The sequence below is a fragment of the Variovorax sp. GW823-FHT04B03 genome (assembly GCF_058796495.1).
Genome location: NZ_JBXAIT010000007.1, coordinates 246,236 through 269,785 on the forward strand (window position 1 = coordinate 246,236; position 23,550 = coordinate 269,785).

11 protein-coding genes are annotated in these 23,550 nt (G+C 69.3%); 1 reads left to right on the forward strand and 10 read right to left on the reverse strand.

Annotated elements, in window-relative coordinates; genetic code table 11:
• Window positions 1-2: 2 nt before the first annotated feature.
• The 8 genes from pqqE to AC1RAD_RS28090 all read right to left on the reverse strand — a co-directional run bounded on the left by pqqE (window position 3) and on the right by AC1RAD_RS28090 (window position 7,801).
• The gene (gene pqqE / locus AC1RAD_RS28055; protein ID WP_492738342.1) at window positions 3-1,181 is read right to left on the reverse strand and encodes a pyrroloquinoline quinone biosynthesis protein PqqE; all 1,179 of its coding nucleotides are present in this window, start codon (window positions 1,179-1,181) and stop codon (window positions 3-5) included.
• Window positions 1,159-1,428, reverse strand: coding sequence for a pyrroloquinoline quinone biosynthesis peptide chaperone PqqD (pqqD, locus tag AC1RAD_RS28060; protein ID WP_070059765.1), 270 nt, complete (start codon window positions 1,426-1,428; stop codon window positions 1,159-1,161). Before pqqD ends, pqqE begins: the two co-directional genes overlap by 23 nt.
• On the reverse strand, window positions 1,425-2,162 hold the full coding sequence (pqqC, locus tag AC1RAD_RS28065) for a pyrroloquinoline-quinone synthase PqqC (RefSeq protein WP_492738344.1): 738 nt from the start codon (window positions 2,160-2,162) through the stop codon (window positions 1,425-1,427). Before pqqC ends, pqqD begins: the two co-directional genes overlap by 4 nt.
• A 4-nt stretch (window positions 2,163-2,166) precedes the next feature.
• Complete coding sequence (gene pqqB, locus AC1RAD_RS28070) at window positions 2,167-3,087, reverse strand: pyrroloquinoline quinone biosynthesis protein PqqB (protein ID WP_492738345.1); 921 nt, start codon at window positions 3,085-3,087, stop codon at window positions 2,167-2,169.
• A gap of 58 nt (window positions 3,088-3,145) precedes the next feature.
• Window positions 3,146-3,220 (reverse strand): pyrroloquinoline quinone precursor peptide PqqA, encoded by a 75-nt coding sequence (pqqA, locus tag AC1RAD_RS28075; RefSeq protein ID WP_013539171.1) that lies wholly within the window; start codon window positions 3,218-3,220, stop codon window positions 3,146-3,148.
• A 36-nt stretch (window positions 3,221-3,256) separates the two neighbouring features.
• Window positions 3,257-5,482 (reverse strand): outer membrane protein assembly factor BamB family protein, encoded by a 2,226-nt coding sequence (locus tag AC1RAD_RS28080; protein WP_492738347.1) that lies wholly within the window; start codon window positions 5,480-5,482, stop codon window positions 3,257-3,259.
• 91 nt (window positions 5,483-5,573) lie between these two features.
• Window positions 5,574-6,638, reverse strand: a complete 1,065-nt coding sequence (locus AC1RAD_RS28085) for a ThuA domain-containing protein (RefSeq protein WP_492738349.1) — start codon at window positions 6,636-6,638, stop codon at window positions 5,574-5,576.
• A 155-nt stretch (window positions 6,639-6,793) separates the two neighbouring features.
• Window positions 6,794-7,801 carry a TRAP transporter substrate-binding protein gene (locus AC1RAD_RS28090; RefSeq protein WP_492729660.1) on the reverse strand — a complete coding sequence of 336 codons (1,008 nt, stop codon included), beginning with the start codon at window positions 7,799-7,801 and terminating at the stop codon, window positions 6,794-6,796.
• Between the two features lie 140 nt (window positions 7,802-7,941).
• Here AC1RAD_RS28090 and AC1RAD_RS28095 point away from each other — a divergent pair, with 140 nt between their 5' ends.
• Window positions 7,942-8,724, forward strand: a complete 783-nt coding sequence (locus tag AC1RAD_RS28095; RefSeq protein ID WP_492738351.1) for an IclR family transcriptional regulator — start codon at window positions 7,942-7,944, stop codon at window positions 8,722-8,724.
• Window positions 8,725-8,740: 16 nt separating this feature from the next.
• Here AC1RAD_RS28095 and AC1RAD_RS28100 read toward each other — a convergent pair whose 3' ends face one another.
• Window positions 8,741-15,877: a prealbumin-like fold domain-containing protein gene (locus AC1RAD_RS28100; RefSeq protein ID WP_492738353.1), complete on the reverse strand. Its 7,137-nt coding sequence runs from the start codon at window positions 15,875-15,877 to the stop codon at window positions 8,741-8,743.
• Between the two features lie 44 nt (window positions 15,878-15,921).
• Window positions 15,922-23,523 (reverse strand): OmpA family protein, encoded by a 7,602-nt coding sequence (locus tag AC1RAD_RS28105; protein ID WP_492738355.1) that lies wholly within the window; start codon window positions 23,521-23,523, stop codon window positions 15,922-15,924.
• Window positions 23,524-23,550: the final 27 nt, after the last annotated feature.

Consider the following 23,550-nt stretch of genomic DNA (forward strand, 5'->3'; position numbering starts at 1 on the left):
TCTCAGCTCAGCGCATTCGCGTCGGTGCGAAAGACGAGTTCGCCCGCACGCCGCGCGCCCGGCACGAAGCGGATCGGCGTGCCGACGTCGCGCGGATCACCCGCCGCCTTGACCATCGCCTCCACCTCCTCATGCCGCGGGCTCTTCGGGCACACCGGATCCGTGGCCGCCGCGTCGCCGGTCAGCAGGAAGGCCTGGCAGCGACAGCCGCCGTGGTCCTTCTCTTTCTCGTCGCAGCTCTGGCAGGTGCTGCTCATCCAGCCCGTGCCACGGTACGCGCCGAAGGCCGGGCTCTCCTGCCAGATGCTGCGGATGCTGTGCTCGCGCACGTTGGGAAAGTCGAGCCCGGGCAGCATGCGCGCGCTGTGGCACGGCAGCGCTACGCCGTCGGGCGCCACCACGAGGAACACGCTGCCCCACCCCGCCATGCAGGGCTTGGGCTTGCCCTCTGCGTAGTCGGGCACCACCCAGAGGATCTTCATGCGGCCGTCCAGGCGCGGGCGATGGGTTTGCACCACCGCCTCGGCCGTGGCCAGCATCTCGCGCGAGGGCATCAGCATCTCGCGGTTGCGCCAGGCCCAGCCGTAGTACTGCACGTTCGCGAGTTCGAGAAAGTCGGCTTCCATCGCCTCGGCCATCTCGATGATCCGGCCCACGTGCGGCAGGTTGTAGCGGTGCATCACGCAGTTCAGCACCATCGGGTACCCGAGGTCCTTGATGGTGCGGGCCACGCGCTGCTTGAGGTCGAAGGTCTTCGTGGAGCTGAGGAAGTCGTTGAGCTCGCGGCTCGAATCCTGGAACGACAGCTGGATGTGGTCCAGCCCCGCGCGCTTCAACGTCTCGGCGCGCTGCGGCGTGAGGCCCACGCCCGAGGTGATCAGGTTGGTATAGAAGCCGAGCTCGTGCGCCGCCGCGACCAGCTCGGGCAGGTCGTCGCGCAGCAGCGGCTCGCCGCCCGAGAAGCCCAGCTGCACCGCGCCCATCGCGCGTGCCTCGCGAAACACGCGAATCCATTCGGCCGTGTCCAGCTCCTCGCGGTAGCGCGTGTAGTCGACCGGGTTGGAGCAGAAGGCGCAGTGCAGCGGACAACGGTAGGTCAGCTCGGCCAGGAGCCACAGCGGCGGCTTGGCGACCGCGCGGGGTGCGCGGGCTTGCACCTCAGCGGATCCAGTGGCGTCCATGGGCCTGCTCCAGGAATTCGAGCACGTCGGCATGCAGGTCGCTCTCGCCGAAGGTGCGCTCCAGGTCCGCCACGAGTGCGGCCACCGAGGTCTTGCCGTCGCAACGCTGGAGGATCTCGGCCGCCGGCCCGTTGAGCTTGATCATGCCCTCGGGGAACAGCAGCACGTGGCACTGCTGTGCCTCTTCCCACTGCATGCGGTAGATCGAGGTGAGCGCCGGCTGGGCATCGTCGGTCCATGCGGTCATGGCTGCTGTTCTTTCGGAAGGTCGTCGGGATAAGCCTTCTCGATCGCGTCGAGCATGGCCCAGAGGATGTCGAGCTTGAAGCCCAGGATGTGCAGCGCACGCAGCTGCCGCTCGCGCGTGGTGCACCACTGCATCGCCACTTCGAGGCCGTGCTCGACGTCGCGGTCGGCCAGCGGAATGCGGCTGCGAAAGTAGTCCAGGCCCGAGGTGTCGATCCACGGGTAGTGCGTGGGCCAGCCCGCGAGCCGGTCCTTGTGGATGCGCGGCGCGAACATCTCGGTGAGCGAGGAGATCACCGCCTCCTGCCACGGCGCCGTGCGCGCGAAGTTGACGTAGGCATCGACCGCGAAGCGCACGCCGGGCACGACGAGCGCGTGCGACTCGAGCACCTCGCGCGCCAGGCCGGTGGCGATGCCCAGGCGGGTCCAGATCTCGATGCCGCCCGCGTTGGCGCCTTCATGGTCGCCGTGCCCGTCGTGGTCGAGCATGCGCACCACCCAGCGCCGGCGCGTGGCGCGGTCGTCGCAGTTGGACAGAACGGCGGCGTCCTTCACCGGGATGCGGCACTGGTAGTAGAAGCGGTTCGCCACCCAGCCGCGCACCTGGAAGGGCTGCAGCTCGCCCGCGTTGAGCCGGCGATTGAACGGGTGGTGGCTGTGGTAGCGCGACTCCATGGCGCGCAACCTCGCTTCGAACGCCTGCGGGGACCATGGGCCTTGTGCCTCTTGTGTCACGTGTTCAGATCTCCAGGACCATGCCGTCGAACGCGACCTCGATGCCGCGGCGCACGAGCTGCGCGCGCTGTGGCCCGTCTTCGTCCAGGATGGGGTTGCTGTTGTTGATGTGGATGAGCACCTTGCGCCGCGCCGCGCAGGCGTCGAGCGCCTGCAGCATGCCGGGGCCGTGCGGCCCGTCGCACTGCGGCAGGTGGCCCATGTCGGCCGCGTGCTTCTTGCCCAGGCCGGCCGCGACCATTTCGTCCTCGGTCCAGAAGGTGCCGTCGACGAGCACGCAGTCGCAGGCGTCGAGGCTGCGGCGCTCGGCTTCGCCGACCTGCGCCAGGCCCGGCGCGTAGAGCACGCGCTTGCCGGTGGCGGGGTCTTCGATGAGCACCGCGGCGTTCTCGCTGCGCGCCTCGGTCTGGCGGCGCGGTGAATACGGCGGCGCCTTGCCAGGCACCGGCACGGCCTGAAGCCGCAGGCCGGCGATGTCGTGCCAGGCACCGCCGCCGGCCTCGAGCGACAACGGGTGCCAGGTCACGCCGCAGTAGCTGTCGAGGGTGCGCAGCAGCGGCAGGCTGCCGGTGAGGTCGTCATGGGCCTCGGGCGTGCAGTACAGCTGCAGCCGCTGCCCTTCGCGCAGGCTCAGCAGGCCTGCGACGTGGTCGATCTGGGAGTCCATCAGCACCACCGCCTCGATCGGTGAATGGCGCAGTCCGTGGCGCGGCCACAGGGCCGGCGAGGCGCGCAGTTGCGCGCCGAGGTCGGGGGAGGCATTCAGCAGAATCCAGCGTTCGCCATCGGCCGACACGGCGATCGAACTCTGCGTGCGGGGCATGGCCCGCACCTGCCCGCTTCGCTGGCCGGCGCACAGGCGGCAATTGCAATTCCATTGAGGGAAGCCACCGCCCGCTCCCGAACCCAGCACCAGAATCTTCATGGGGGTCCAACAAAAAAACACGGCACCGGCGCAAGGCCGGTGCCGTGGGTCTGCGCGCTCAGCGAGCGGAGATGTACATCGTGATTTCGAAACCGAAACGCATTTCTTCAAACTCAGGCTTGCACCATTTCATCGCATTGCTCCTTCAGTGGTTGGGGTTGAGGACATATCAATAGACGACGATCTTTCCCGTCGGGCGCGGGCTATGGCAGTCGTTGTAAAAGTATTCGCCCGGCGTGTCAAAGGTGTGGGTCTGCGACTGGCCCGGGTTCAGCCTGAAATTGAACCGCCCTTCGAAGAACTGCGTGGCGCAGTGGGTGTTGGCGTTGGCTGCGGGGTTGGTGAAGGTCACGGCGGTGTTGACAGGCACGCGCATGAAGGTCGGCGTCATGGCATTGACGGCCGTCGATTCGGTCGCGCCCGGCTCGTTCGCCGCCGTCTGCACCCGCGCCAGGAACACGGTGTTCGGCGTCGGCAGTGCCGCGCCCTCCACCGCCTGGCCCGACACGGGCCGGCGCACCACGGGCGGTGTCGGCGTGGCGGCCGCGGTCACCGCGCCGCCGACCTTGAAGGCCCACAGCCGGTCGCCGCGCGGGGCCGAGTCGCCGTACGGAATGCTGGTGCCGCCCGAGAACACCGCGATGTACTGCTCGCCGTCGATCTCGTAGGAGACCGGGCTCGCGCTGATCGCCGCGCCGGTCTGGAAGCGCCACAGCTCGGTACCGTCCTGCGCATCGAGCGCCAGCAGGTTGCCGTCGGGCTGCCCGATGAACAGCAGGTCGGAGGCCGTGCTCAGGATGCCGTTGCCGTGCGCCACCGAGTACGGCAGCGGCTTCTTCCACTTGACGAGGTTGGTGCTCGGGTCCACCGCCACGACCGCGCCGGTCATGTAGGTGCCCGGCGGACGCAGGCCGTTGCTCGACTCGCTGAGCGAGTGCGCCGCCGACACGTAGCCCATGCCCGTATAGACCAGGCCCGTGCGCTGGCTGAAGGACTGGTGGTTCCAGTTGGCACCGCCGCCATGGCCTGGAATGGAAAGAATCGGCACGTCCCAGTGCGCGTCGTACAGGCAGCCCTTCGTGTAGTTGGGCACTGCGCGGTTCGGGTCGCCCGGAATGGCCGTGCCCAGCGGCTGGTCGACGATGCAGGTCTCGGTCCAGGCGCCCTGGCGCGGCAGCGGCTGCGTGGGCCAGCTGGCCTGGCGGGCGTCCTGCTTCACGGGCACTTCGTCGATGCCCAGCGGCGCGCTGCCGTCCTTGCGATCGAGGATGTAGTACATGCCCGTCTTGCTGCCGTAGATGACGACCTTGCGGTCCTTGCCGTCGATCTTCACATCGGCGAGCACGGGCGACATCACGTTGTCCATGTCCCAGATGTCGTGATGCACCGACTGGAAGTGCCACTTGTATTCGCCGCTCTTCAGGTCGAGCGCGACGATGGAATTGGCGAACAGGTTCTGGCCCGGGCGCGAGGAACCGTCCTGCGACGAGCCGCCGCGCACGTTGCCGAAGGTCCAGTACACCAGGCCCAGCTCGGGATCGACCGCGGGATGGATCCACGGCGTGGCGCCGGTGCGTGCCGTGTCGGGTGCGCCGCCCCAGGTGTCGTAGCCGAGTTCGCCCGCGCGGGGCACGCCCCAGAAGGTGGTCAGCACCTTGCCGGTGAGCGCGTCGGCAGAGAACGCGGCGCCGCGGTTGCCATCGTTGGTGCCCAGGTACAGGCGCTTGTCGTGGTAGACCAGCGCGACCTTCTGCAGCGCGCCCTTGTAGTCGGGGTCGGTGCTGCTGGTCGGGTACTGCTTGATCCACTCGACGGCGCCGGTGTCGGTGCGCAGCGCCACGAGGCGATTGCCGGTGGCCACGGTGAACACCAGGCCCAGGTCCTTGGCGACGGCCACGCCGCGGCGGGTGATGCCGCCGTAGGGCGTGGTCCATTTCCACTTCGTCACGCCGGTCTTGCCGTCCACCGCGACCACGTTGCCGAGTGCGGATTCGATGTAGAGCACGCCGTCGACGACGACGGTGGTGCTCTGGTTGTTGCCGGTGGTCATGCCGCCTTCGATCTGGTTGACCCAGGCGCCACCCAGTTGCGTGACCAGGCCCTTGTTGATCTTGCGCAGGCTCGAATAGTTCTGGTTGCCCAGGTTGCCGCCGACCTTCGGAAAGTCCTTGTCGCCGGCGGTGCAGCAGTCCGACAGGTCGGCCGCGGGTGCGGCGGCGGCCGGTGGCGATGCGGGCGGCGGTGTGCCGGCAGACGGCGGCGGCGCGGGGGCCGGCACCACGGGCAGCACGGGCGTGCCGCCACCGCCGCTGGAGCCGCCGCAGGCGGTGATCAGCAACGGCGATGCAAGCACGCCGCACGAGATCAGCAGCGTGACCAATGATTTTTTCTTCATGGATGTCTCTACTCGGTGAACGTTGGAACAGGGGTGTTCGAAACGACCGGTGGCGCGCACACGGCGCCGCACCGGCCCCGGGAGGTCGTGGTTACTCTGTGGTGCAGAAAGGTGTCAGCCCCATCGCCGACTTCACGCCTTGCACGACGAGCTTCTGGAACTCGATGGCGCCCACGCCCGACAGGTCGGCGGTGAACGAGTGCGCGTTGTGCCCGAGGGTCGTGAGCCATGCGCGACCGCCGTCGTAGTACTGGCACCAGGCGACCGGATGGAAGTCGGCGTGGCCGGGATGCGGCGCGGAGGTGAGCGGCTTCAGCGTCGAGGTGTCGACCTTGGCCAGGAACTTCACCTTCGTCGGGAAGGGCATCAGGTTGTACCACTCGTCCTGGAACGAGAAGCGCTTGGGCACGTCCTTCGTCGAAGGGTCGTCCGAGACGATCTCGACGTCGCCCGCGCGGTTCGGTCCGTGGTTGTAGAAGTTCGCGTTGCCCAGCAGGCCTTCGTAGTAGGGCCAGTTGTATTCGGCGCCGAAGGCGTTGTGCAGGCCGACGAAGCCGCCGCCGCGGCGCATGTAGTTGCGCAGCGCGGTGCGCGCGGCGTCCTGGCTGGTGCTCACCGCGCCGTTCCACAAGGTGTCGCGGTTCGAGCTCGCGAAGATGATCGCCTTGTAGTTGTTGATGCGGCTGCCCAGCACGGCCACGTCCTCGGTCCAGTCGACCGTGATGCCCTCGGCCGACAGCATGCGCACGAGGCCTGCTTGCATCACGTTGTCGGTGTTCATCGTCGGGTTCAGGCCGGCCGCCATCGGCGTGCCCAGCACGGCATGGCGCGGGCCGGCGGTGCGCGAATAGATCAGCACGCGGTCGGGCGTGCTGGCGAACGCGCCCCAGTCGTTGTAGCACTTGGGGTTGGTGCCGCGGCAGACGTTGTAGTACTCGTCGAAGCTGTCGTCGACCTCGGCCACCGGCTCGGTGGGCGTGGCCGGCACTTCGTCGGTCGGCGCGGGCGGCGGTGCCGATGCAGCAGGCGCAGGCGCCACGGGCAGGAACGGCAAGGCCGCGCCGCCGCCGCCGTCGCCTCCACCGCAGGCACTCAATGCCAGTGCGAGCGCAGCGGCCGATGCAAGTCCGAAGGGAAAGGATCTGAAATGTTTCAACGGAGTCTCCTCTTGGTGGTCAATGGCGGAATCGGACTGGCGCACGCGCCCAGCACGTGTCGCTGCGCCGCGGGTGGCGGCAGGCGCAGACGTGGGAGTGACGGAAATTGCCGGCGGGAACGAAGAAAGAATTCGTCGTCGGCCGTGGGGACGCGCTACTTGCGGATGCGCGCGAGCTCGTCGTTGTAGAGCTTGACGATGGCGGGGTCGTACTGGGCGGCGAACTTGTCGACGACAGGCTTGGCGATGTCGCGCATGCGCTTCTGTTCGGCGGGTGAGAGTTCGTTGAACTGCGCGCCCTTGGCCTGCAGGTCGCCCACGGCCTTCTGCGCGGCGGCGCGGCTGACCTGGCGCTGGTAGCCGCGCGCCTCGTTGGCCGCGTCGTTCATCATCTTCTGCTCGGCGGGCGTGAGCGAGTCCCAGAACTTCTTGCTCACCAGCACGATGTTGGCGGCGTACACGTGGTTGGTGGCGCTGACGAACTTCTGCACTTCGTAGAACTTGTTCGACAGGATCACCGCATACGGGTTCTCCTGGCCATCGACAGCCTTGGCTTCCAGCGCACCGTACAGCTCGGCGAAAGGCATCGGTACCGGGTTGGCCTTGAAGGCCTTGAAGGTCTCCAGGAACACGGGGTTGGGGATCACGCGGATCTTCAAGCCCTCGAGGTCTTCAGGCTTGGCGATGGGGCGCTTGCTGTTCGTGACGTTGCGAAACCCGAGGTCCCAGTAGCCCAGGGCGACAAGGCCCTTCTCGGGGAGCTTGGCAATCAGGGCTTGGCCCAGAGGCCCGTCGAGCAGCGCATCGGCCTGCGCGAAGTTGTTCACCGAGAAGGGAAAGTCGACGAGGCCGAACTCCTTGACGATGCCCGCCAGTGACGTGGTGGCCGGTGCCGACATCTGCTGCACGCCGCCTTGCAGGGCCGACTGCTGCTGCATCTCGTTGCCCAGCTGGGAGGCGGGGAACTCCTGGACCTTCATCTTGCCGCCGCTCTTGGCCGAGAGCAGCTCGGCAAAGCGCTTGACGCCGAAACTCACGGGGTGGTCGGCGTTGTTCAGGTGGCCGAAGCGGATCACGCGCTCCTGCTGCGCCTGCGCAACAGCAGGAACGACCAGGGCGAGGGCAAGGCCGGCGGTGGCCAGCGAGCGGTAAAGCGTTCTCAAAGTTGTTCTCCAGCGTGCGATTGAGCGGTCCATGCCGGGGCGCTTCACACGCGCCCCGACTCCTGGCGGCGCGATCTTATCGATTTAGTGGAAAATCTTTCTACTAGTGAAAACACTTGGCAAAATGCTAGAGTCGTCTCATGACAGCCATACTCGAACGCAGCTTCAAGGTGCTCGAACACCTCTCCGGCCACCCCGAGGGCCGTGCGCTTTCCGCGCTTTCTGCCGAGCTGGAAATGCCGTTGAGCGCCACCCACCGCCTGCTGAGCGAACTGGTGCGCTACGGCTATGTGCGGCAGGACCAGAGCCATGGCGACTACATGCTGACCATCAAGCTGGTGTCGCTGGGCCTGAGCTTCTTGAGCAACAGCGGCATCGTCGACGTGGCACAGCCGCTGCTCGACCGGCTCGCGGTCGCATCGGGCGAACTGGTGCGGCTGGCGGTGGTCGACGGCGACGAGCTCACCTTCGTCGCGAAGGCGCAAGGCGCCACGCGCGGGCTGCGCTACGACCCGGACATGGGCCTGTCGGTGAACCTCTCGTGCAGCTCCGCGGGCCACGCCTGGCTCTCGACCATGACGGACGAGCAGGCGCTGCAGCTCGTCGCGAAACAGGGCTTCGGCCAGCCGAAAGACTTCGGTCCGAAAGCGCCGACCACCGTGAAGGCGCTGCTGGTGTTCCTGCGCGCCACGCGCAAGCGCGGCTTCTCGATGATCAACGAGGTGTTCGCCCCCGCGATGACCGCCATGGCCGCGCCGGTGCGCGGTGCGCACGGCGGCGTGATCGGCGTCATCACCATCGCGGGGCCGCTGGTGCGGCTCACGGAAGAACGCATGCTCACGCTGGGCCCGCAGCTGCTGGCCGCGGCGGACGACGTGGCGCGGGCCAGCGGCGCGTCCGCACTGTTCAAGCGCCGGGCCTGAAGGCCCTGTCAGGTCCTTAGTCGACCTTCACCTGGAACAGCACGAAGCCCGTGCCGCCCGGCTCGACCGTGCCCGTGAAGCGCCAGTCGATCGCGCCCGTGCCCCCGGCGGGCTGGGCCGTGGTGCAGGCCACGGCACCTGCGGGCGGCGCGTTCGCCGGCGTGGTCTTGACGCAGCCCGTGAGCGACGCCGGCGTGGTGCCGGTGGTCGCGCTCACGAAGGTGGTGTAGCCCGGCGTCATGTCGTTCACGACCATGCTGCGGATCGGCGCGTCACCGTTGTTCGTGTAGGTGATGCGGTACTCCAGCGTCTCGCCCGACTTGGCCTGGTTGTTGACGCCGAAGGTGCCGCTTTGCGTGATGTTGCGCACTTCCTTCTTCAGCTCCAGCGCCACGCCCGACACCGTCGTGAGGTCGTCGAGTGCGAAGCTGCCGCTGAGCGAGGGGCTGGCGTTGGTGTAGGTGAAGTCGGCGCGGATCGTCGCCTTGTTGTTCGAGCCCAGCGGCGCCGTGGCGGGAATGAACTCCTGCACGATCACGCAGACCTTGCCCGCGAAGGCCACGGGCGTGGCCGCCGCGCTCGGCGGGTACAGCTGCGCGGCGCCGGGCTGCAGGCTGCCGGTGCAACCCACATCCGCGAAGACCTTCGTCGTCCAGCCGGTGATGGCGGGCGTGGCCGTCTCGCTCGCCACGCTGAAGCGCACCTGCCCTGCCGTGCCGGCCGTGAAGGTGTGGGCGTAGGTCACGGTGCTGCCCGGCAGGCCGGTCTTGGCGCCGTCGGTCGCGAAGGCGCTGTTGTCGACGTCGCCGAAGTTCAGGTTGGCGTGGCCCGTGCCGTTCCAGCTGAAGGCGATGCGGTCGGGCGTGCCGGTGCGCGTGTAGGTGTAGGTGCCACCGGCCGCGGCCACGGCCGAGCCCGAAGGCAGCGCGACGTTGCCCACCGAGGCGCCCGTGGACACGCGCGTGCCCGGGTTGGTTTCTTCCACGCACATCGCGGAGCCGGTGGCCGTGCCGGCCGGCACGCTCAGGCTGTAGGCACCCGACGCGTCCGTGAGCGCGCTCGCGTACACGGTGGCGCCGCAGTTGGTCAACCGCACGCTCACGCCCGACAACGGGCCCTCGCCGCCGTTGACAAGGCCGTCGTTGGCCGTGCCGCCGCCCACGCCGTTGTCCAGGAACACGCGGCCGCTCACGAGCGCCGCGAGCGTGTTGGTGAAGGTACAGACCACCGCCGTGCCGTTCGTCAGCCCGGCCGCGGGCAGCGTGACGGTGCCCGCCACCAGGTCGACGGCCGCCGTCGCCCCGCCCGCCAGGCCCGTGCAGGTCGCGCCCGAGAACGCGAAGCCGCCGGGCATCGAGGCCGCGACTTCGGTCAGCACCGTCTGGGTGTTGGCCGTGGTGAGCGTCTTGATGGTGCCGACCACCGTCGAGCCTGCCACCGAGACGTTGATGCTGTCCGAGCCGAAGCCGTTGGTACCGCTGAACGCGAAGGTGCCCGTGCCGCCCAGCGCCTGCTTGCGGATCTGCACGGTCGGCAAGCGGTTGTTGCTGTAGGTGCAGACGATGGCCTTGCCGGCATCGCCCGCGCCGATCACCAGCGTGTTGCTGGCCTGGCCGTTGGTGCCGCTCAAGGCGTTGGCTGTTGCGCCGCCGTCGGCGGTACACGACAGCACGGTCGTGTAGTTGGCCAGCGTGCCGGTGGGCATCGTTTCCGCGGGGAAGGTGATGGTGTTGCCCACGGCCGCCACCACCGCCGCGCCGCTGTTGCCGGCCGTGGGTGCGGTCGCGGTGAACAGGGCCGTGTTATTGGTCCCGCCCGTGGTCGCGCCGATGCTGGCGACGTTGCCCGTCTCGCTGTTCGCGCCCCAGGCCTTGCGCACCTGCAGGGTGACCGTCTTCTTCGCGTTGGTGTAGGTACAGACGATGGCCTTGCCGGCATCGGCCGCGGCAATCGCCAGCGTGTTGCTCGTCTGGCCGTTGGTGCCGCTCAGCGCGTTGGTGGTGGCGCCGCCGTCGGCGGTACAGGCGAGCACGGTGCTGTAGTTCGCGAGCGAGCCCGTGGTCATCGTCTCGGCCGGCAGCGTGAGCGTGCCGCCGACGACCATCGACACCGCAGCGCCGCTGTTGCCGGCGGTGGGTGCCGTCGCGGTGAACGCCGACGTGTTGCTGCTGCCACCCGTGGTCGCGCCGATGCTGGCCACGTCGCCGTTCGTGCTGTCCGCGCTCCAGGCCTTGCGCAGCTGCACGGTGACGGTCTTGGGCGTGTTGGTGTAGGTACAGACGATCGCCTTGCCCGCGTCTCCCGCGCCGACCAGCAGCGTGTTGCTGTTCTGCCCGTTGGTGCCGCTGAGCGCATTGGCCGTGGCGCCGCCGCCGGCCGTACACGCCAGCACCGTGGTGTAGTTGGCGAGCGTGCCCGGCGCCATCGTCTCGGCCGGCAGCGTGATCGTGTTGCCGGCCTGCACGGTCACGGCCGTGCCGCTGTTGGCGCCCGTGGGCGCCGTCGCGGTGAAGGCCGTGGTGTTGCTCGATCCGCCCGCGCTCGCGCCGATGCTCGCCACGTTGCCGGCGATGCTGTTCGCACCCCAGGCCTTGGCGATCTGCAGCGTGGCCGTCTTCGGTGTGTTGGTATAGGTACAGACGATGGCCTTGCCCGCGTCGCCCGCGCCGACCAGCAGCGTGTTGCTGGCCTGGCCGTTGGTGCCGCTCAGCGTGTTGGCCGTGGCGCCGGCATCGGCGGTACACGACAGCACGGTGGTGTAGTTCGCCAGCGTGCCCGTGGTCATCGTCTCGGCCGGGAAGGTGAGCGTGTCGCCCGCGGCCACCGACACCGCGGTGCCGCTGGTGCCCGCCGTCGGCGCCGTCGCCGTGAACGCGGCGGTGTTGCTCGCGCCGCCCGTGGTCGCGCCGATGCTCGCCACGTTGCCGGTGGTGCTGCCGGCGCTCCAGGCCTTGGCCAGTTGCAGCGTCGCGGTCCTGCGCGTGTTGGTGTAGGCGCAGTTCACCGCGCTGTCCGACGGCATGGTGAAGGTGCGGCTCAGGCCGCTGCCGCTCACCGTCACCGCGCTGCCGTCCGACACCTTGGTACAGGCCAGCGTCGTGGTGTAGTTGGCTGCATTGCCGATGGTGAAGGCTTCGGCCAGCGTCACCGTGGCGCCGCTGGCCGCGGTGGCCGTGGCGTTGGTGGTGGTGGCCGGCGCGGTCGACGTGCCGGCGGTCGCGCCCGTCACTTCGGCGGCGCCGCCGCTGACCGTCAGGTTGACCTTGTCGCCGGCGATGGCGCCGCTCCAGCTCTTGGACAGCGTCACCGCCGCCGTCTTGCGCGTGTTGGCGTAGGTACAGACGATGGCCGTGTCGGCCGCGCCCACCGTCAGCGTGTTGCCCGACAGGCCGCTGGTGCCGGTGCAGCTCAGCGCGCTGGTGTAGTTGGCGGCGCTGCCGGTGGTGAAGCTCTCGGCCAGCGTGATGACGCTGCCCACGGGCACGGCCTGCGCGGTGCCGGTGTCGGTCTCGGCGGCCGTGTTGGCCACCGAGGCCAGCGTGGTGAGGCCCGTGCCGGTGACGCTCACGGCGTCGTTGACGATCGCGCCCGACCAGGTCTTGGCCAGCGTGACGGTCGCCGTCTTCGCGGTGTTGGTGATCTCGCAAATGATCGGCAGGCCCGCATCGGCGTTGCCCAGGGTCAGCAGGTTGCCGCTGAGCGAGCCGCCGCCGGTGCAGCTCCAGGCGCTGGCGGTGTACGAGCCGGCGTTGGTGCCGAAGGGCGTCTCCGACAGCGTCACGGTGTCGCCCACCGCCACGCGCTGCGCGCCGCCGGTGTCGGTCTCGTTGGGCGTGTTGGCCGTGGCCTGCAGGTTGAAGGCGTAGCCGATGTTGTGGTTCGGGTGCACCGTGCCCGAGGCGGTCAGCGTGAAGGCGTCGTTGACCAGCGCGTTGACCCACTTCTTGCGCAGCTGCACCGTCGGCGCCTTGGCGTTGGTGACGGTACAGACGATGTTCGAGCCCGCCACCGTCGCCGCGGCGTTCAGCGTGAACTGGTTCGTGTTCTGCGCGGTGCCGCGCGTCACCGTGCCGCCGCTGCCCATGCCCGTGCAGCTGACGTCGGTGATCACGTAGTCGGGCACGCCCGTGGCCGGCGTGTAGGTTTCGGTGAAGGTGGTCGCCGTGCCCGTCGCGGTCAGCGTCTGCAGCGGCCCGTTGACGGCCGTGCCGGCCACGGTGGTGGTGATGGTGTGCGCCGCCACGCCGTTGGTGCCCGTGAAGTCGAAGCCGGCCACGCCGCCGAGCGAACGCTTGGCGAGGGTCAGGGTCGCGGGCTTGCCGGTGTTGGTGTAGGTACAGACGATGGCCTTGCCCGCGTCGGTCGCGCCGATCAGCAGCGTGTTGCTGTTCTGGCCGTTGGTTCCACTCAGCGCGTTGGCCGTGGCGCCACCCCCTGCCGTACACGACAGCACCGTGTTGTAGCTCGCGAGCGAGCCCGTGGGCATCGTCTCGGCGGGCAGCGTGATGGTGTTGCCCGCCACCACGTTCACCGTGCTGCTGTTGCCCGCCGTGGGCGCGGTCGCCGTGAACGCCGTGGTGTTGCTCGCGCCGCCCGTGCTCGCGCCGATGCTCGCGACGTTGCCGCTGATGGCGCCGGCGCCCCAGGACTTGGTCAGTTGCAGCGTGGCCGTCTTCGGCGTGTTGGTGTAGGTACACAGGATCGCCTTGCCCGCATCGGCCGGGCCGATCAGCAAGGTGTTGGTGACCTGCCCGTTGGTGCCGCTCAGCGCGTTGGCCGTGGCGCCGCCGCCGGCCGTACAGGCCAGCACCGTGTTGTAGTTCACCAGCGTCCCCGTCGGCATCGTTTCCGCGGGAAAGGTGATGGTGTTGCCGGCGACCACGGTCACGGCCGCGCCGCTGTTGGCACCCGTCGGCGCCGTGGCCGTGAAGGCGGCGGTGTTGTTCGCGCCGCCCGTGCTCGCGCCCAGGCTCGCCACGTTGCCGGCGATGCTGTTCGCGCCCCAGGCCTTGGCGATCTGCAGCGTCGCCGTCTTCGGCGTGTTGGTGTAGGTACAGACGATGGCCTTGCCCGCGTCGCCCGCGCCGACCAGCAGCGTGTTGCTGTTCTGTCCGTTGGTGCCACTGAGTGCGTTGGCCGTGGCACCGCCGCCGGCCGTACACGCCAGCACCGTGTTGTAGTTCGCCAGCGTGCCCGGCGACATCGTCTCGGCCGGCAACGTGATCGTGTTGCCCGTGGCCACGGTCACGGCGGTGCCGCTGTTCGCGCCCGTGGGGGCCGTGGCCGTGAAGGCCGTGGTGTTGTTGGTGCCGCCCGACGTCACGCCGATGCTCGCCACGTTGCCCGTGAGGCTGTTGACGCCCCACGACTTGACCAGCTGCAGCGTGGAGGTCTTCGGCGTGTTGGTGTAGGTACAGACGATGGCCTTGCCCGCGTCGCCTGCGCCGATCTGCAGCGTGTTGGTCGCCTGGCCGTTGATGCCGCTCAGGCTGTTGGCCGTCGCGCCGCCACCGGCGGTACACGACAGCACGGTCGTGTAGTTCGGCAGCACGCCGCCGTTCATGGTTTCCGCGGGGAAGGTGATCGTGTTGCCGGCCGCCACGGTCACGGTCGCGCTGGTGTTGGCCGTCGGCGCCGTCGACGAGAACGCCGCGGTGTTCGCCGCGCCGCCCGTGGTGGCGCCGATGTTCGCCACGTTGCCCGTCACGCTGATGGGGTTCCACGACTTGGCCAGCTGCAAGGTCGCGGTCTTGCGCGTGTTGGTGTAGGTACAGACGATGTCTTTGCCGATGTCGCCGAGGGCGATCGTCAGCGTGTTCGATACCTGTCCGTTGGTGCCGCTCAACGTGCTGGCCATCGTGCCGCTGTTCACGGTGCATGACAGCACGGTGTTGTAGTTCGCCAGCGTGCCGGTGGTCAGTGTTTCGGCGGGCAGCGTGATGACGTTGCCGATGTTCACGCCCACGACGGAGCTGGAGGCGGCAGTGGACGCCGTCGAGGTGAAGGCCGAGGTGTTGCTGGCGCCGAAGAAGTTGGTACCGCCCGTGGAGGCGCCAATGCTCGCCACGTCGCCGGTGTTGCTGCCGGCCGACCAGGCCTTCGCGAGCTGCAGCCTGACCACGTTGAACTGGATCACCACGAGACCGTTGCCGCCGGTGGAGCCGGTCAGCGAAGCGCGCGCGCCGCCCACGCCGACGCCGCCCTGGTAGAGCGTATTGCTCTGGTTGGCCGGGTTGGAAGCCGCCGAATAGCTGCCGTCCGCTCCCGCGGTGATCACGCCGCCGGTCACGCCCGTGCCGATGAAGCCCGAGCCGCCGCCGCCCGGTCCGTTGTAGGAACAGCCGACCGAGACGGGATTGGGCGTGTTGCTGCACTGGGCCATGCCGCCGCCGCCGCCGAACCAGCCGCCACCACCGCCGCCGCCGCCCTCGTACTGGAGGGGGGTGCCACCGACCGCCGAGCACCCGGTGCCGCCCTGCAAGGCACTGCCGTCAGTGCCAGCCGGACAGGTGGCTGCGACGGTCCCCGCACTCGGGGTGCCGCGCGCACCGCCAGCGGCCTGGGTGCCGCCCCGTCCGCCCGTGCCGGTGGACGAGCCGCCGTTGGTGCCACCGCCGCCGCCTGGCACCGGGCTGCCGACGTCGGTCCAGAAGGCGCTGCCGCCGCCGCCGCCTGCAATCAGTCGTGCGGCGGCCGCCGAAAACTCCGTGCCGCCGTTCCACAGCGCACTCATGCCGCCGCCCGACGAACCGGCAACGCCCGCGTTCGCGCCATTGCCGCCGCCGCCCCCGCGGCCGTAGGTCGCGCCGGTGCCCCCGTTCTGCCCGCCCTGCCCCACCGTCACCGCCATGGCGGTGCCGGGCGTGACCGACACGGTGCCGTCGGCGAAGCCGCCGGCGCCCCCGTTGGCCGAGTTGCCGCCGGCCGCCGTGGAGCCGCCGCCGCCGGCGCCCCACATCGTGACGCGCACCGACGACACGCCCGCAGGCACCGTGAAGGTCTGCGCCGCCCCCGAATGGGTGAAGGTCACGCAGCTGTTGTAGCCCGACTGCGGCGTGCACGCAGCGGTTGCAGCCTGCGCACCCGGCATGGCAATGAGCCACAAGGCCGTCGCGGCAAGCACGCCCTTCAACACCCCGCCGAACCGCGCCATCCCGCCCGCTTCGTTTCTCGTTCTGCTTTGCATCATGGTCTCGTTCAGCGGGTTTCTTGCGCGGCCGCGGCGATGACGACCCAGCGGCTCTTGGCGCTGCTGTCATCGCCTGCGACAGGCTGCGTGTCTTCTTTGGTATCGGTGCGCAGGCGCAGCACGTCGACGCCGCGCCCGATCAGGTAGCTGCGCACGGCGTTGGTCCGCTGCGCAATGAGCTGCATGCGGTCGTCGGCGCTGCCTTGCGCATCGGCGTGGCTGATGTGGATCACCACCTGCGCTTCGGTCGCCTTGATCTGCGCGGCCAGCGTGTTCAGCGTGTCGTGCGCCTGCGGCTTGATGAAGGACTTGGCGGGCTCGAACAGCGCCTCGGCCTGCAGCACCGTGCGCATCGGCAGCGGGGCCACTTCCGGCGCGTCCGCAGCCACCTTCTCGGCCTTCGCAGCCTTGGCCACGTTCGTCTCCCCCGTCGAAGCGAAGCCCAGATGGGTCTCGTCGAACTTGAAGCGCAGCCGCACATAGGCGCCCTTGCTCGTGTACTCGTTGGCCGTCAGGTCGCGGTCGTTCAGGCCCACGAAGTTGTAGCCCGCCGACACCCACATGTTCTTCTGCACCTGGTAGCCCACCTCGACGCCGAAGGTCTTCTGCAGCGCGCCACCCTTGCCGTACAGCAGGCCGGCCTGCACGCCGAAGTCCCAGTCCTGGTTGATGTCCTGCGTGTAGCGCGCCTGCACCAGGTGCGCCCAGTACTTGCTGGCCAGCGTGCCGTCGTCGGCGCGGCTGAGCTTGAAGGCATAGCGCGCCATCACCGCCTTGCCCGGCTCGGGGTTGTAGTTGACGTGCGCCGAGACGATGTCCGCGCTGGTCTTGCCCGGCAGGCTGGCGCCGTTGTCGGCGCCGAAGACGCTGCTGCCCTGCAACGCGCCGGCCGCATTGCCCGCGCCCACCACGCGCTCGGAGCGGCGCTCGTAGCGCGCCAGCGCGTTCCAGGTGTCGTCGTCCACCGGCCGGTAGGCAATGCCGATCTGGTGGCGCTGCAGGTGGCGCTCGTTGCCCGCGTTGGCGCCCTGGCCTTCGCTGTCGCTCACGATGCTGCGCGCCAGCAGGCTCCAGGACGGATCGAGCTTGAAGCCGAAGCCGGCACTGAACAGGCGCGTGTTCGCGTCGTCGCCGCGGCGCGCTTCATACACGCCCGAGGCCTTGATCCGGTCGGTGATGTACTCGATGCCGCTGGTGATCGCGGTCGATTCGCCCAGCCCACCGGCATAACCCGTGCCGGTGTTCTTGCTGTTGCTGTAGCCGCTCATGTCGCGCGTGTGCTCGATGCCCCCGGTCACGCGGATCTGCTCGTTGACCTTGAAGGTGTTGCGCACCCCGATGGCCGCCTGCACGCCGCGCCCTTCGGCGCCGTCGGCGATGCGGTACTCGTTGTACACGCGACCGCCTTCCATGTAGTTGCTCTCGATGCCGACGATGCCGGTGTTGTTGCGCTGCGTGCTGTCCAGCTCGTAGGGGCCGTTGAGCGTGGAGATCAGCTCGTAGCGGCCGTACACGCGCGTCTTGTCGGTGATGGCGTAGTTGCCGCCCACGGCCAGCACGTGGCGCTTGCCGTCCTTGAGGTCCTGCTCGCCTTCCACGAACACCTGCGCACCGGCCACGCCGGGCACCTCGGTCGACAGGCGCCCGCGCACGGTCGTCTGGCTCTGCGTGTCCACGCCGGCTGCGGCGGCGGCCGCGCCCAGCGTGGTCACGCTGTTGGCGCCGATGCTGCTGCCCATCTGGCCGTTGTAGGTGGAGATCTGGCCGTAGTCGAAGCCCGAGCTGGAGCCCAGTGCGTTGTTGCTCTGGCCGTGGCGCAGGCCCACCTCGGCGACGGTCTTGTCGCTGAGCTTCTTCTGCACGCTCACCGTGGCGCCCTTGCGCTCGTCGACCTGGGTCGCGTCCTTGCTGTAGAGCACCTCGCCGCGCACGGCCAGGGTCGGGTCGACGCGGTACTCGGCGCGCGCCGAGGCTTCGGTGTGGCCGGCCGAGAAGCTTGCACCGGGGTTGTCGAAGCCCTTGCTGGTCTTGGCCGCCAGGGCCACCACGGCCAGCTTCTCGTCCTGGTAGCGCGCTTCCACGCGCGCGCCGTGGCCGTTGCCCTTGTCGTCGGAGTCGGTCTTGACCAGCTCGGCCGCCACGCTGGTGTTCTGGCCGATGCGCGCCACGCCCGTGAGCGCCTGCAGGTTGCGCTTGTTCTGCGGGTTCTGGTCGGTGGAGGCCACCACGCCCAGCTGCAGGTTCTCGCTGACCTTCACTTGCACGTCGGTGCCGGCCACGGTGAACTTGGGGCCGCCGCTGTCCACTTCGTAGGTGACGCGGATCGACTGCGGGTTCAGGTTCGCGTCGATGGAGGCGATGGCGTGCGTGAACAGGATGCGGCGCGTGAGCGGCTCCACCGTGTAGTCCACGAAGCGCGCCACGGCCGTGCGCTGCAGCACGATGTTGGGCTGGTTGCGGTCGCGCACCACGATCTCGATCTGTTCGCTGTTGTCCACGAACTCGCCGTTGCTGGCGCTCAGGTAGTACGGGCCCGAGGTGCCCAGCGCGCGGAACTCCTCCACCTGCTGGGTCTGCGCGGTGCGCGAGACATAGCTGGTGGCGCGCACGTTCTCGTCCTCGTACACGTGCTTCAGGCCCGTGAGCGAACGGTTGCTCTGGCTCAAGTTGCGCACCTCGGTGCTGCTGGCGGTGGTGAAGTCGCCGTACAGCAGGTAGGAGCGGTTCTTGTCGATGCGCACGTAGAGTTTTTGCGTGCTCTGGGCGTCGAAGCCCTTGACCGCGGAGTCGCCGTAGATCGGATAGAACTCGTCGGGGCGGATGTCGCGGAACAGGCGGTCCTTGCGCGTCTTGTCGGAGTCGTAGGCGGCCGTGAGCAGGTACTCGCCCTTGACGGTGCCCTTGAAGAAGAAGGCGGCGCGCCCGCTGGCGCGGCTGTTGGTGCCTTCGTCCTTCAGGCCCGAGAGTTCCGCTTCGAAGGCGGCGCCGGCGGGCATGGCGCCGATCGGGAGCTTGCCGCGCTTGGTGAAGTCGAGCACGCCTTCGACGATGCCCACGCCGATCATGGGGCGCATCTCGGGCAGCAGCGCCAGGCGCACTTCCTTGACGAAGGTGCCGGCGCTCACGCGCAGGCGCGCATCGCCCGGCTCGCCCGGGGGCATCAGCTGGAACTCGGCCGCGCCGCCGTCCATGAAGACCTGCGTACCGGGTTCGGTCGGGTTCAGGTCTTCGGCGAGCCAGCGGCCGCGGTCGGTCTCCAGCGTGAGTTGCGTGCGGGCGGTGACGGGCACGCCGGCCGCGTCGATCAGGCGCACCTTGACGACGACGGGCGTGCGCAGGTCGGCGCGCGCCACTTCGGGCAGGTCGACCTCGATGGCGCCGAGCTTGTCGGGGGCGACGACGGTGATCTCGTCGGCGCTGCCGCGCACGTTGCCGAAGCCGTCCACCGCTTCGAGCTTGAGGGTGTTGGTGCCGGGGCGCAGGGCCACGCCGATGTATTCCCAGGCGGCGATGTTCTTGGAGGCCAGCTGGGTCTTCTTGCCCACGCGGCGTTCTTCCAGCGCGGCGCCGTTGACGCTCAGGCGCAGGCTGGTGCCGGCCGTGCCCTTGACGCGCACGTTGATCGACTGGCCGGCGACGGTGTCGCGGTCCTTCAGGCCGATGAAGCCCAGCGTGTTGTTCTCCAGCTGGGGCAGCAGGGTCTCGAGTTCGATGGGACTCGGAACGGCCTGGGGCAGCAGCGGGTTGGCGCGCGGCTCGAGCATCGCGCCGCCGGTGCCGATGGGGCGCATGGCCTGCGCGCCGACGCCGGTGGCCGAGCCGCTGGTGGTCGACGACGGCAGGCCCGAGGTGGGCACGCCGTTCAACGGCGAGAACAGGCTGCCGGTGGGGATCGCGGGCTGCACGCCCAGCGTGCCGCCCATGCTGCCGCCACCGCCGCTGACGAAGCTGCTGGCGTTGGCCGGCGCCACGGGCAGCGCGATCAGCGGTGCCGAGGTGGGTTGCACGGCGCCGGTGCTGCCGCTGGCCAGGGCCTGGCCGGTGGCGGGCAGGCCGCGCACGTCACCCACGGGCACGACCTTGCCTTCGGGGTCCAGGCGCAGGCGCACCTGCGCTTCGGCCTCGGTGTCGGGACGCGCGGCGATGGCGGCGCGGCGTGCGGCCACGTCGGCGATGACGCTCTTCTCGTCGCAGTTCGTGATGATGAAGTTGGCCTTGTGGAACTCGCCCTTCTTCAGGTCGACGAAGCGGCTCTCGGGGGTGCCCGAGTTGCGGTTGTCGAGCACTTCGAGCTTGGCGCCCAGCGGCAGCGTGGTCTGGTCCAGGCGCAGCACGTGGGTGACGGGCTTGAGGCCGTACAGGCTCCACTTGCCTTCGATGTCGGTGACGACGTGGGTGCCGTCTTCCATGTACAGGCGCACGCCGGGCACGCCGATCTCGTCGGCGCCCTCTTGCCTGCCGTCACGTTGGCCGTCGCGCTTGCAATCGAGGTACACCTTGCCGAAGGCGAAGGCGTCGTCGGAGAACACGCCGCCCGTCACGCGCACGGTCCAGTTGGCCAGGTTCGACTGGATCGGGCCCGAGGTGGCGCGCGCGCGGTTGATGGCGTCGCCGTTGGTGGGCGCGCCTACGCCGATGCGCACGCGGTAGCGCACCATGGCCGACTGGTCGGGGGCCACCACCAGCGTGGGGTAGTTGAAGATCAGGCCCGGGCCGGCGCCGCCGGCGGGGTTGGGCACCACTTGCCCGTTCAGGCGCACGCTGTTGGCCACGTACGCGAAGCCCGGGGGCAGCGTGTCGTTGAAGGTGACGCCGGTGACGGGGAAGCCGGTCTTGTTGGTGACGGTGAGCGCGTAGTCGATGAAGTCGCCGAACTCGACCTGGCGCTTGCTGCCGTCCTTGCGCAGCACCAGTCCCAGGATGTTGCCCGGGTCGAGCGGGATGTGGTTGTGCACGGCGTCGCACGGCGTGCCATCGGGCTTGGCGCCGGCCTGCACCTGGAAGTAGTAGCTGGTCGGGTCGGCGTCCTTCGGGGGCACGGCGCTGGGTACGACGGCGCCGCAGCTGGTGAACGAGCCACCGGTGACGGGGATCAGCTGCGAGGGGTAGACGTAGCCGCTGCCGGCCGGCGGCGTGACCGACAGCGCGTACGTGCACAGGCCCGTCACGGGCGGCGTCTGCAAGTAGAACTGGTAGGCGCCGTCGGCGCCCGTGGTCATGGAGACGCTGCCGTTGGGGTTGAGCGTGTAGGTGCCTGAGTCGGCGCCGTAAATCTCGGCCGCGGTGATGGGGCCGGCCGTGCCGCTGCTGCACGACTGGCGCGTGTAGGTGACCAGCGCGCCGGCCACAGGTTGACGGGTCAGTGCGTTGTAGACCGTGCCTTGCGGATCGACCAGCAGCGCCTGCACCGAGGTGGCGGTGGCCGCCAGCAGCATGGTGGGCGTGACGTTGACGGTGTTCTGCTCGAAGGCGGCGGCCCAGGCCTTGTTGGTGAGCGACACGCGCCCGCCGATGGCAGCGGGCTTCTCGGTGATGCGCACGCTCAGGCGAATCTGTTCGCTCTGGCCCGGGGCCAGCGCACGGGCGCCGTCGGTCAGGCTCAGCGCCACTTCGGTGGGCAGCTGGAAGGGGTCGGCGCTGTCTTGCGTGGTGCGGTTGCAGGTGGCGCGGCCGGTGAAGCCGGTGGCGGCGTTGAGGTTGCCGTTGGCGGCCTTGGGCGGGCCCAGCAGTTCCCACGACGCGACCTGACCGCTCGACTTGTCCATGTCGAAGGTGCAGTTCAGGTTGTCGATCACGCGCACGTTGGGCGCGGCGACGGCGCCGGTGTTGGTGACCTTGAAGGTGTAGTCCAGCTCGTAGACGCCGGGCGACACGCGCCGTGCGATGGAGGCCTGCTTGGTCAGCGTGAGCGTGGGCAGCTGGGTCGACACCGGCGTGGGCGAGGTGTCGTTGTTGGGGTTGCCGTCGCCGTCGGCGTCGGGGTTGTCGCCGTTGACGGAGTCGTCCAGGGCCACCGCCGGGCCGCCTGCATTGAGGGCGCCCGAGGCCTTGACGGTGTTCAGCAAGGTGCCGGTGCGGCCGGTGAAGTTGATGCGCGCATCGAACTGCACGGTGAACTGCGCGCCCACGGGCAGCACGGCGCCGTCGGCCAGCAGGTTCGAGGCGGTGGCGGTGCCCTTGAAGGCGGGGTTCGGCGCGGCGACGGTGCCGCCGCTGGGTGCGGGCGCGATCACGATCGAGCCGGGCACGATGGTGTACTGGTTCGCGCCAGGCACGGCGGCTGCCGTGTAGCTGCCGAACTGCGTGGCGCCTGCGCCTTCCATCACGTCGGCGGCCTGCACGCCGTACAGCCATGACGTGCCGTAGTTGCGCACGTTGACGCTGAAGCGCACGGTGGCGGTGCCGTCGGTCTTGCCGTCGGCGCTGCGGTTCACGCGCGGGGTGGAGGCCGCCTTGGCCACGCCGATGCGCGCCTGGCTGGAGCTGATGACGACGGTGTTCGAGGGCACGGTGGCCGGGCCCGTGCCGTCGTTGTACTGGCTGTGCGCGGTGTTGCGGATCTCACCCACCTGGTCGGCGTTGACCTTGACGGCGAACTGCATCGCGATGGACACGTTGCGCGCCACCGGCGTGGAGATGCCGATGGCCACTTCGACGGCCGAGGCGTCTTCGGCGGTGCGGTAGCTGAACGCAGGGTCGGCGGCCAGGCGGTACAGCTTGACGGCGTTGGCGGCCGTGGTGCGCAAGGTGCCGGGCACGTACTGGGTGCCGACGGGCACGGGGTCGCGCACGAGGACCAGGGCGGAGGGCGCGCCGTTCACGAGCAAAGGCGTGTTGGTCGGGGCGATGACGTTGCTCGGCTGCGCGTCCTGCGCGCCGATGTTGGTGCCCGAGACCGAGAAGTCGATGCGCGTCTGGCCGGGGATGACGTTGCCGGGGTAGCTGGCCGACTTGACCAGCTGCAGCGCGGCGGCGTTGCCGACGGTGACGGTGTCGCGGTTGATCGCGGTGAGGCCTTGCAGTGCGGTGGTGGCCGTCAAACCGACGCAGGCCACACCCGTGGCAGCGGTGGGGATCGTGCCCTGCACCAGCAGCGCGGCGGTCTCGCCGGGCTTGAGCGTGATCGCGCCCGCGGCGTTGAGTTGCACCACCGGATCGGCCGGGTCGACCACGCCGTTGTTGTTGCTGTCGCGCACCACGCGCAAAGCGGACAGATCCAGCGTGTCGGCCGCGCAGCCGCCGGCGTTGTTGGCCAGCGCCAGCGTGTAGGTGGAGGCGACGTTGCCGGTGTTGGTGAGCAAGTGGCTCAGCGTGACGATGCTCGCCGGCGGGCGCGACAGCGACTGGTCCTGCGTGAGCACCAGCGCCTCCACGGGCAGCACCGTGGCGATCACTTCGTTGGACGAGATGGTCTCGGTCTGCGCCAGGCCGTTGGGCACGTAGGTGCCCGTGGCGATGCTGCGGATCACGATGCCGGCGGGGGCCGGCGCGGCGTTCGCTTCCTGCACGGCACCACCCAGCAGCAGCAGCGCCGCGCCAGCAGCGAGCGCGGCAGCCCATCCGCGCCACGATGGCCGGTGTGTGCTCCTGGGATTGAAAGTGAACAGCATGCCGCGAACCCTTGATCGATCACCGCG

What these genes read in the sequence shown, in the direction of transcription:
- pqqE (WP_492738342.1), bottom strand. Translation starts at nt 1,181, where the DNA reads ATGGACGCCACTGGATCCGCTGAGGTGCAAGCCCGCGCACCCCGCGCG.
- pqqD (WP_070059765.1), bottom strand. Translation starts at nt 1,428, where the DNA reads ATGACCGCATGGACCGACGATGCCCAGCCGGCGCTCACCTCGATCTAC.
- pqqB (WP_492738345.1), bottom strand. Translation starts at nt 3,087, where the DNA reads ATGAAGATTCTGGTGCTGGGTTCGGGAGCGGGCGGTGGCTTCCCTCAA.
- AC1RAD_RS28080 (WP_492738347.1), bottom strand. Translation starts at nt 5,482, where the DNA reads ATGAAGAAAAAATCATTGGTCACGCTGCTGATCTCGTGCGGCGTGCTT.
- AC1RAD_RS28095 (WP_492738351.1), top strand. Translation starts at nt 7,942, where the DNA reads ATGACAGCCATACTCGAACGCAGCTTCAAGGTGCTCGAACACCTCTCC.
- AC1RAD_RS28100 (WP_492738353.1), bottom strand. Translation starts at nt 15,877, where the DNA reads ATGGCGCGGTTCGGCGGGGTGTTGAAGGGCGTGCTTGCCGCGACGGCC.
- AC1RAD_RS28105 (WP_492738355.1), bottom strand. Translation starts at nt 23,523, where the DNA reads ATGCTGTTCACTTTCAATCCCAGGAGCACACACCGGCCATCGTGGCGC.